This is a genomic window from Pseudomonas sp. PDM24 (assembly GCF_019218905.1).
In the GTDB taxonomy this organism is placed as follows: Bacteria; Pseudomonadota; Gammaproteobacteria; order Pseudomonadales; family Pseudomonadaceae; genus Aquipseudomonas.
On record NZ_JAHUWR010000010.1, the window covers coordinates 225,807 to 234,480 of the forward strand.

The window sequence follows — 8,674 nt, forward strand, 5'->3', positions numbered from 1 at the left end:
AGCATGAGTCAGGATTGGGATGCCGGTCGGCTGGACAGCGACCTCGAAGGCGTAGCGTTCGATACCCTGGCCGTACGCGCCGGTCAGCACCGCACGCCTGAAGGCGAACACGGTGATCCGATGTTCTTCACTTCCAGCTACGTATTCCGTACCGCCGCCGACGCGGCCGCGCGCTTTGCTGGCGAAGTGCCGGGTAACGTTTACTCGCGCTACACCAACCCGACCGTGCGCGCGTTCGAAGAGCGCATTGCTGCGCTGGAAAGCGCCGAACAAGCCGTAGCCACCGCGACCGGTATGGCCGCGATCATGGCGGTGGTAATGAGCCTGTGCAGCGCCGGCGATCATGTTCTGGTCTCGCGCAGCGTGTTCGGCTCGACCATCAGCCTGTTCGAAAAGTACTTCAAGCGCTTCGGCATCGAAGTCGATTACGTGCCCCTGGCGGACTTGTCCGGCTGGGATGTGGCGATCAAGGCCAACACCAAGTTACTGTTCGTCGAGTCGCCGTCCAATCCGTTGGCCGAACTGGTGGATATCAAGGCGCTATCGGAAATTGCTCACGCCAAGGGCACGATGCTGGTGGTCGACAACTGCTTCTGCACCCCTGCGTTGCAGCAACCGCTGAAGCTGGGCGCGGACATCGTTGTGCACTCGGCGACCAAGTTCATCGATGGCCAAGGCCGTTGCATGGGCGGCGTTGTGGCTGGTCGTAGCGAGCAGATGAAAGAAGTCGTCGGTTTCCTGCGTACTGCCGGGCCGACCCTGAGCCCGTTCAACGCCTGGATCTTCCTCAAAGGTCTGGAAACGCTGAGCCTGCGCATGAAGGCGCACTGCGCCAATGCCCAGCAATTGGCCGAGTGGCTGGAGCAGCAGGACGGTATCGAGAAGGTCCATTACGCGGGCCTTAAGAGCCATCCGCAGCACGAGTTGGCCCTGCGTCAGCAGAAAGGCTTTGGTGCGGTCGTGAGTTTCGAAGTCAAGGGCGGCAAAGAGGGCGCCTGGCGCTTTATCGATGCGACGCGCCTGATCTCCATTACCGCCAACCTGGGCGACAGCAAAACCACCATCACGCACCCGAGCACCACCTCTCACGGCCGTCTCGCGCCGCAAGAGCGTGAAGCGGCAGGGATCCGTGACAGCCTGATCCGCATCGCGGTCGGTCTGGAAGATGTGGCAGACCTGCAAGCCGATCTGGCGCGCGGGTTGGCTGCCTTGTGATCGAGTTGTCGACGCCGACCACGGGTACCCATGGCCGCGTCGCGCTGGTCACCGGTGCTGCGCGCGGCATCGGTCTGGGGATTGCGGCCTGGTTGATCAGTGAAGGCTGGCAGGTGGTGCTGACTGATCTTGATCGAGTACGCGGTTCGAAAGTGGCGAAGGTGCTCGGCGACAACGCCTGGTTCATCGCCATGGACGTCGCGAATGAAGCGCAGGTGGCGCTGGGCGTGGCCGAGGTACTCGGGCAGTTCGGGCGTCTGGATGCGCTGGTGTGCAATGCCGCGGTGGCCGACCCGCACAACATCACCCTGGAAAGCCTCGATCTGGCCTACTGGAACCGGGTGTTGGCGGTGAACCTCAGCGGGCCGATGCTGTTGGCCAAGCACTGCGCGCCGTACCTGCGCGCTCACAGCGGCGCCATCGTCAATCTGGCCTCGACCCGTGCCGGCCAGTCAGAACCCGACACAGAGGCTTATGCGGCGAGCAAGGGCGGCCTGTTGGCCCTGACTCACGCCTTGGCCATCAGCTTAGGGCCGGAGATTCGCGTCAATGCGGTCAGCCCAGGCTGGATCGACGCGCGAGACCCTGCGGCACGGCGTGCCGAACCGCTGACCGACGCCGATCATGCCCAGCATCCGGCGGGCAGGGTAGGGACGGTCGAGGACGTGGCGGCGATGGTGGCGTGGTTGCTGTCCAAGAACGCCGGGTTCGTCACGGGCCAGGAGTTCGTGGTCGATGGTGGCATGACCAAGAAAATGATTTACAGCGAGTAATAGCGCGGGGCGCGGTCTCCAGCATTGATGTTGAATGTACCGCCATCTCGCGAGCAAGCCTGCTCCCATACTGAATTTATGTCGATCACAAACCTGTGGTCCGCCGCAGATCCAGTGTGGGAGCGGGCTTGCTCGCGAAAGCGGTCTGACTGTGTAAGACACAATTTTGTCTTTTTCAGAAAAACTTCAAGCAGGGTATTGACTTAGCTTCGGTACCTGCGTAAATTTCGCGGCCTCGGAGATGCAAACGGGTGATTAGCTCAGCTGGGAGAGCGTCTGCCTTACAAGCAGAATGTCGGCGGTTCGATCCCGTCATCACCCACCACTTCCGAGAGTCTTGCGAAAGCAAGATGGAAGCTTTAAAAGCCTCCACCGACGCGCAGCGGTAGTTCAGTCGGTTAGAATACCGGCCTGTCACGCCGGGGGTCGCGGGTTCGAGTCCCGTCCGCTGCGCCATATTTTCCGAGTCAGGTTTTCCTGGCTCGAGATTGAAAAGCCTCGAAGCTTTCCAGTCAGACGAGTTACTTGGGCGAAAGTCCAAAGCGATACGCAGCGGTAGTTCAGTCGGTTAGAATACCGGCCTGTCACGCCGGGGGTCGCGGGTTCGAGTCCCGTCCGCTGCGCCATATCTGCTTCAAGGCCCACTGAACGCCTTGGAGCTACGAAGCAAGCCGCTGGTAAAGCCAGTGTCTGTTTCGAGTCGATAGCAAAGACCCTGGTCGAAAGACCGGGGTTTTTTGTGTCTGCGATTTGGCTTTTCCTCTCTCATGTCCTTCCCGCCCAACCTTTCTGCGCCCCAATTGCATAAAGGACTTGGTTCACAGCTCCGACATTAATTAGAATCACTCTCATTTACGATAACTCCTTGGCACAGGGCTTCTTGAGATGAGTGATGCAGCGATGCCGAAGGAGCAAACCTTCCACGACCTGTACCGCGATCACCGTGGCTGGCTGGAAGGCTGGTTGAGAAGACGCATGGGCAATGGCTGTGATGCGGCGGACCTGAGCCAGGATACGTTCCTGCGTTTGCTCGCCAGCTCTCAACGAATTGCCGATCTGCAAGAGCCCCGTGCCTATCTGCTGACCGTGGGCAAACGCCTGCTGAGTAATTTCTATAAACGTCGAAGCCTCGAGCAGGCTTATCTGACGGCACTGGCGGCGTTGCCGGAAGACTGTGTGCCGTCGCCCGAGCAGCGCTGGTTGTTGCTCGAAACCCTGCAAGCCCTGGATGAACTGCTCGATGGACTGCCGGCGGCGGTGCGTAGGGCGTTTCTCTGGAGTCAGCTGGAAGGCCTGAACTATCAGCAAATCGCCGAGCGCCTGCAGGTATCGGAGCGCACGATCAAACGCTACATGGCGCAAGCCTATGAGCATTGCTTGTTGGTGGAACTGTGAACAGTTCGGTGCCCGATGCCCGTCAGGCAGTGCGAGCTGCCGCGCAGTGGCTCGCCTTGCTGGAGTCTGGAAGTGCCAACGAGCAGGATCGAGCGAATCTGCAGCGTTGGCGCGACAGTTGCGTCAGTCACGAGCAGGCTTGGCAGAAGGCTCAAGCCTTGCGTCAGCGGTTTGCCGATCTGCCTTCAGCGTTGGCGCTCAAAAGTCTGGATCGCCCCGATCCGGGTCGGCGTATGGTGCTCAAGCGTGCATTGGGTGCGGTGGCGTTGGTGCCGGCGGCTTGGCTGATCAGCCGACAATTGCCTTTGGATGTCTGGCGAGCCGATCTGCACACGGCCATTGGGGAGCGCAAACAGCTGCAACTCGCTGATGGCAGTTCCTTGCAACTCAACACGGCCAGTGCCGTCGATGTGGATTTGCAGAGCCGTCGCTTGAAGCTGATTGAGGGCGAGCTGTCGCTGAAGGTCCCGAGTGCATCGCCGCTGACGATCCAAACGAAGTTTGGACAGATCATCGTCAGCCAAAGCGAAGTCTGTGTTCGTCAGGAAGCGCGCGGTTGCCGCGTATCGGTGTACAGCGGCGCCGTGCAATTGCAGCCATTGCAGGGGCCGGTGTCGGCTTTGCGAAGTGGTCAACAAGTCAGTCTTCAAGCCGTCGGCGTCGGGACGATCAGCCCATTCGATGTGCTTGCGCCGGGTTGGCGAGAGGGCGTGCTGATGGCGAAAAACCAGCCGCTGGGAGATTTCCTGCGCGAACTCGGCACTTATCGACCGGGTGTGCTGCGTTGGGAGCCGGAGCTTGAAGCGTTGCGTGTCACCGGCAGTTTCCGTCTGGACGACACCGATCGCGTCCTCGCGTTGCTCGCGGCCAGTCTGCCGCTGGAGGTGCATTCACGTACCCGTTATTGGGTGACGTTGCTGCCGCGCAAAAAAAGTGTGTGAAGCCTGTCCCCTTTTTTCGGCTCGCTTGTCATTCAAGGCATGTGAACGAATCAAGAGAACTCTATCAATGCCCGCAGTAATACCTTGCTGTCCGCGTCCGGCTACTTCCCGCCTGCGTCCGTTGTTGCACCTGAGCCTGATGCTGGGCCTGAGTGCCAGTCCGTTATTCATCACAGCCAGTTGGGCCGAAGACAGTGCCCGGCGCAATTATCAGGTGCCTGCCGGCAGCCTGAGCGATGCGCTGACCCGATTTGCCGGTCTGTCTGGCGTCAATCTCTCGGTAGACCCGGCGCTGGTGGGTGGTCGCACCAGTCCTGGTCTTTCCGGCGAATTCGCGGTCGAGGAGGGCTTTGCCCGGCTGTTGCAGGGGTCCGGTCTGCAACTGCAGCCGGTGGGCGAACAGGCCTACATCCTGACCCCGGCGCCAGAAGGCAGCAGCCTGCAACTGGCCCCCACTTCGATTCTCGGTGCCACGGGCGGGGCGGACGGCGAGGTGTATGCCGGCGGCCAGGTCGCACGCCGCGGTTCACAAGGTTTGCTGGGCTCGAAAGACTTCATGGAAACGCCTTTCAGTATGACCACCTACACCGGTGAGACGGTCAAAAACCTGCAGGCTCGTACCTTGGGCGATCTGATCGCCAGCGATCCTTCGGTTCGCGCCACCAACCCGGCGGGTGGGCGTTATGAGCAGTTCACCATTCGCGGGCTCAGCCTGTTCAACAGTGATGTCGCCTACAACGGTCTCTACGGCGTCCTGCCGACCTATACGATCGACATGGAGATGGCCGACCGCGTCGACATCATCAAAGGCCCGAGCCAGCTCATCAACGGCATATCGCCGCGGGGCAGTGTGGGTGGCGGGATCAACGTGGTGCCCAAGCGCGCGACCGACAAGCCCATCACTTCGTTCACCGGTAGCTACGCTTCCGACAACCAGGTCGGCGGTGCCGTGGATGTTGGTCGGCGCTTTGGTGAGGACAACAAGTTCGGTATTCGCTTCAACGGCGTGAAGCAGTCCGGCGACACCGAATGGGATCACCAGAGTGTCGATCGCGAGATGGCCGTGCTGGGCCTGGATTTTCGCGGTGAACGCCTGCGACTCTCGACGGACATCGGGCGCACCGAGCGTGATACCGACGCCCCGCAGGAGCGCGTGCAGGTCGGCGCCAATGCCAAGGTGCCGAATGCGAACGATGTGCGCGACAACTATGCGCAGCCCTGGAGCAAGGCGAGTACCAACGACACGTTCGGGGCGGTGAACGGCGAATTCGATGTCAGCGATTCTGTCATGCTGTACGGCGGTGTGGGCGCGCGTAAAAGCAACCATGACTTCCTCCGGCATGCCGTTGCGGTCACCAACGACGCCGGCGATTTCAGCGTTCAGCCGCGTGACTTCACCCGTGACGAAAATGTCCGGACGGCCACGGCAGGGGTGCGCAACTGGTTTCATACCGGCCCGGTGAGCCATGAAGTCAATCTGGCCGCCAGCTATTTCTACATGGACTTCGAAAATGGCGGCGCCCGTTATGCCGCGGCCCGCAGCAACCTCTACGACCCCGTGGAAACACCAACACCTGTCAGACCCACTCGACTCGATTCGAAGGTCTACACCGAAAACCGCTTCAGCGGCGTGGCGTTGTCCGACACTCTGGGCTTCTTCGATGACCGGCTTTTGCTGACCCTCGGCGCCCGCTGGCAGCGCGTGAAGGTTGACGACTGGACGGATAACGTCAAAGGCGCCACGGCCTATGATGAGGAAAAGGTTTCTCCGTCAGGCGGCATCCTGTTTAAGGCAACCGATAAGCTGTCGCTGTATGCCAACTACATGGAGGGCCTGAGCCAGGGCAAGATCGCGCCGTCGACCTCTGTGAACGAGGACGAGATATTCCCGCCGTTCATCAGCCGTCAGGTCGAGGTTGGCGCCAAGTATGACGCGGGTGCGTTCGCCGTGACTGCCGCGGTGTTCCGGATCAAGCAGCCGGCCTATGAGACCAACGCCACGACGCGGGTTTTCGGCCCGAACGGCAAGCGTGAGAACACGGGTGTGGAGCTGAGTGTGTTCGGTGAACCGCTCAAAGGCTTTCGCCTGCTAGGCGGTGTCATGTACGTCGACAGCGAGTTGACCAATACCACCAATGGCACCTATGACGGCAACCGGGCACCGGCTACGCCGAAATACAACGTCAACCTGGGCGCCGAGTGGGACGTACCGACCATGCAGGGCCTGACCCTGACCAGCCGGGGCCTCTATTCCAGCTCGCAGTATCTGGACCAGTCCAACAACAAGGAAATCGACGCCTGGGAGCGTTTCGACGTGGGTGCACGCTACGCGTTCAAGATCGATGAAAAGAACATCACTCTGCGTGCCAATGTCGAGAACGTGGCGGACAAACGCTACTGGAGTTCGGCCGGGGCCTCGGATGACAGCGAGCCTGGCTTGACGTTGTCGACCCCACGCACCTACCTCCTTTCGGCGACGGTCGACTTCTGAATCAGGGAAGGGCGCGCGTTCAGCGTAATGCCAGTGAGTGAACCGCTTTTCGTAGGAGCCAGGCTTGCCGGCGAAGGCGTACGTAATGACGCCTTCGCTGGCACCTTTTCACCTCTATCGATCAGTATCCGAACTTGTCCCGCAATCCGTAATACCAGGCGCCCAACGCAGCGAACGGTGTACGCAGCAATTGCCCGCCAGGGAATGGGTAGTGGGGCAAGTCGGCAAAGGCATCAAAACGCTCAGCCTGACCGCGCAATGCTTCGGCCAGTACCTTGCCCGCCAGGTGCGTATACGTTACGCCGTGGCCGCTGCAACCCTGGGAATAGTAGATGTTGTCGCCCAGCCGTCCGACCTGGGGAAGTCGCGACAGGGTCAGCAGGAAATTACCGGTCCAGGCGTAATCGATTTTCACATCCTTGAGCTGCGGGAAGGCCTTGAGCATCTTCGGTCGAATGATCGCCTCGATGTTCGCCGGATCGCGTGCGCCATAGACCACACCGCCGCCGAAAATCAGGCGTTTGTCAGCGCTCAGGCGGTAGTAATCAAGCAGGTAGTTACAGTCTTCGACGCAGTAGTCCTGAGGCAACAGGCGCTTGGCCAATTCATCGCCCAAGGGTTCGGTGGCGATCACTTGAGTCCCGCAGGGCATCGACTTCGCCGCCAGCTCCGGCACCAGGTTGCCGATGTACGCGTTGCCGGCGACGATGATGAATTTGGCCCTGACCTTGCCCTGAGGCGTATGCACCACCGGATTGGCGCCGCGCTCGATGCGCACCGCTGGCGACTGCTCGTAAATGGTGCCGCCCAGCGACTCCACGGCTGCTGCCTCGCCCAAGACAAGATTGAGCGGGTGAATATGCCCGCCGCTCATATCGAGCATGCCGCCGACGTATTGATCGCAAGCCACCACTTCACGGATGCGTCGCTGATCCAATAGCTCAAGTTGCGTATGACCGAAGCGCTCCCACAGGCGCTTCTGGGATTCCAGATGGCCCATCTGCTTGGCGGTAATGGCGGCGAACACACCGCCGTCCTTCAGGTCGCACTGGATGTTGTATTTGGCCACCCGCTCACGAATGATCCGCCCACCCTCGAACGCCATTTGGCCCAATAGCTGAGCTTGCTTGGGGCCGACAGTCCGCTCGATCACATCGATATCGCGGCTGTAGCTGTTAACGATCTGGCCACCGTTGCGCCCTGATGCGCCAAATCCCACTTTGGCCGCTTCCAGGACCGTTACCCGAAAACCGTTCTCCAGCAGGAACAGGGCAGAGGACAGGCCGGTATAACCGGCGCCGATGACACAGACATCAGTCTCTGCATCATCCTGCAAGGCCGGGCGCGGCGGCGCTACATTGGCCGACGCAGCGTAATAGGACTCTGGGTAGGGAGTGTTCGCCATCCTGCAGCCTCTGTTTAATATATTTTACGAGTGCATCGATCCTACCCGAGTTAAAAAACCACCGCCAGCCAGCGGAAAATCTTCTTTGCCACAGCAAAATTAAATATTTTGCATATTCATAGGGTTAGGTGAAAAAAAGGTGTTGACACCCCTTCGGAATTCCGTAGAATGCCGCCTCACAGCAGGCACGTAGCTCAGTTGGTTAGAGCACCACCTTGACATGGTGGGGGTCGTTGGTTCGAGTCCAATCGCGCCTACCAAACAAAATCCGCTCTGCTGGGCGGTCTAGAAGGGCTCACCGAAAGGTGGGCCCTTTTTTGTTGTCTGTGTCCCGTCCTGAATAAGGTTTACACCTTCTGATCCGTTTTTCAGGAGGACGTAATGAAATCAGCAAAAAGGCGTAGTCAGCGCGACTACACGCTGACCTTTAAATTGTCGGTCGTCGATCAGGTCG

6 protein-coding genes and 4 tRNA genes are annotated in these 8,674 nt (G+C 59.9%); 9 read left to right on the forward strand and 1 reads right to left on the reverse strand.

What is annotated here, in order from left to right; all coding sequences use genetic code 11:
* Positions 1 to 3 precede the first annotated feature (3 nt).
* From KW837_RS27010 to KW837_RS27045, 8 genes are all read left to right on the forward strand, one after another.
* On the forward strand, positions 4 to 1,215 hold the full coding sequence (locus KW837_RS27010) for an O-succinylhomoserine sulfhydrylase (protein WP_218399165.1): 1,212 nt from the start codon (positions 4 to 6) through the stop codon (positions 1,213 to 1,215).
* On the forward strand, positions 1,212 to 1,988 hold the full coding sequence (locus KW837_RS27015) for an SDR family oxidoreductase (protein ID WP_218399166.1): 777 nt from the start codon (positions 1,212 to 1,214) through the stop codon (positions 1,986 to 1,988). Before KW837_RS27010 ends, KW837_RS27015 begins: the two co-directional genes overlap by 4 nt.
* Before the next feature lie 249 nt (positions 1,989 to 2,237).
* Positions 2,238 to 2,313 (forward strand) — tRNA-Val (locus KW837_RS27020).
* 54 nt (positions 2,314 to 2,367) lie between these two features.
* Positions 2,368 to 2,444: transfer RNA gene (locus KW837_RS27025), tRNA-Asp, on the forward strand.
* A 93-nt stretch (positions 2,445 to 2,537) separates the two neighbouring features.
* A tRNA-Asp gene (locus tag KW837_RS27030) sits at positions 2,538 to 2,614 on the forward strand.
* Positions 2,615 to 2,873: 259 nt separating this feature from the next.
* Positions 2,874 to 3,383 carry a sigma-70 family RNA polymerase sigma factor gene (locus KW837_RS27035; protein ID WP_008007228.1) on the forward strand — a complete coding sequence of 170 codons (510 nt, stop codon included), beginning with the start codon at positions 2,874 to 2,876 and terminating at the stop codon, positions 3,381 to 3,383.
* Positions 3,380 to 4,324, forward strand: coding sequence for a FecR domain-containing protein (locus KW837_RS27040; protein ID WP_218399167.1), 945 nt, complete (start codon positions 3,380 to 3,382; stop codon positions 4,322 to 4,324). Before KW837_RS27035 ends, KW837_RS27040 begins: the two co-directional genes overlap by 4 nt.
* A gap of 67 nt (positions 4,325 to 4,391) precedes the next feature.
* Positions 4,392 to 6,815 (forward strand): TonB-dependent receptor, encoded by a 2,424-nt coding sequence (locus tag KW837_RS27045; RefSeq protein ID WP_218399168.1) that lies wholly within the window; start codon positions 4,392 to 4,394, stop codon positions 6,813 to 6,815.
* A 121-nt stretch (positions 6,816 to 6,936) separates the two neighbouring features.
* On the opposite strand, the gene KW837_RS27050 is transcribed toward KW837_RS27045, so the two are convergent.
* On the reverse strand, positions 6,937 to 8,220 hold the full coding sequence (locus KW837_RS27050; RefSeq protein ID WP_218399169.1) for an FAD-binding oxidoreductase: 1,284 nt from the start codon (positions 8,218 to 8,220) through the stop codon (positions 6,937 to 6,939).
* Positions 8,221 to 8,403: 183 nt separating this feature from the next.
* On the opposite strand from KW837_RS27050, the gene KW837_RS27055 reads away from it, so the two are divergent.
* Positions 8,404 to 8,480 (forward strand) — tRNA-Val (locus KW837_RS27055).
* Positions 8,481 to 8,674: the final 194 nt, after the last annotated feature.

Coding starts and splice junctions, on each gene's coding strand:
- KW837_RS27010 (WP_218399165.1), top strand. CDS start 4: ATGAGTCAGGATTGGGATGCCGGTCGGCTGGACAGCGACCTCGAAGGC.
- KW837_RS27035 (WP_008007228.1), top strand. CDS start 2,874: ATGAGTGATGCAGCGATGCCGAAGGAGCAAACCTTCCACGACCTGTAC.
- KW837_RS27045 (WP_218399168.1), top strand. CDS start 4,392: ATGCCCGCAGTAATACCTTGCTGTCCGCGTCCGGCTACTTCCCGCCTG.
- KW837_RS27050 (WP_218399169.1), bottom strand. CDS start 8,220: ATGGCGAACACTCCCTACCCAGAGTCCTATTACGCTGCGTCGGCCAAT.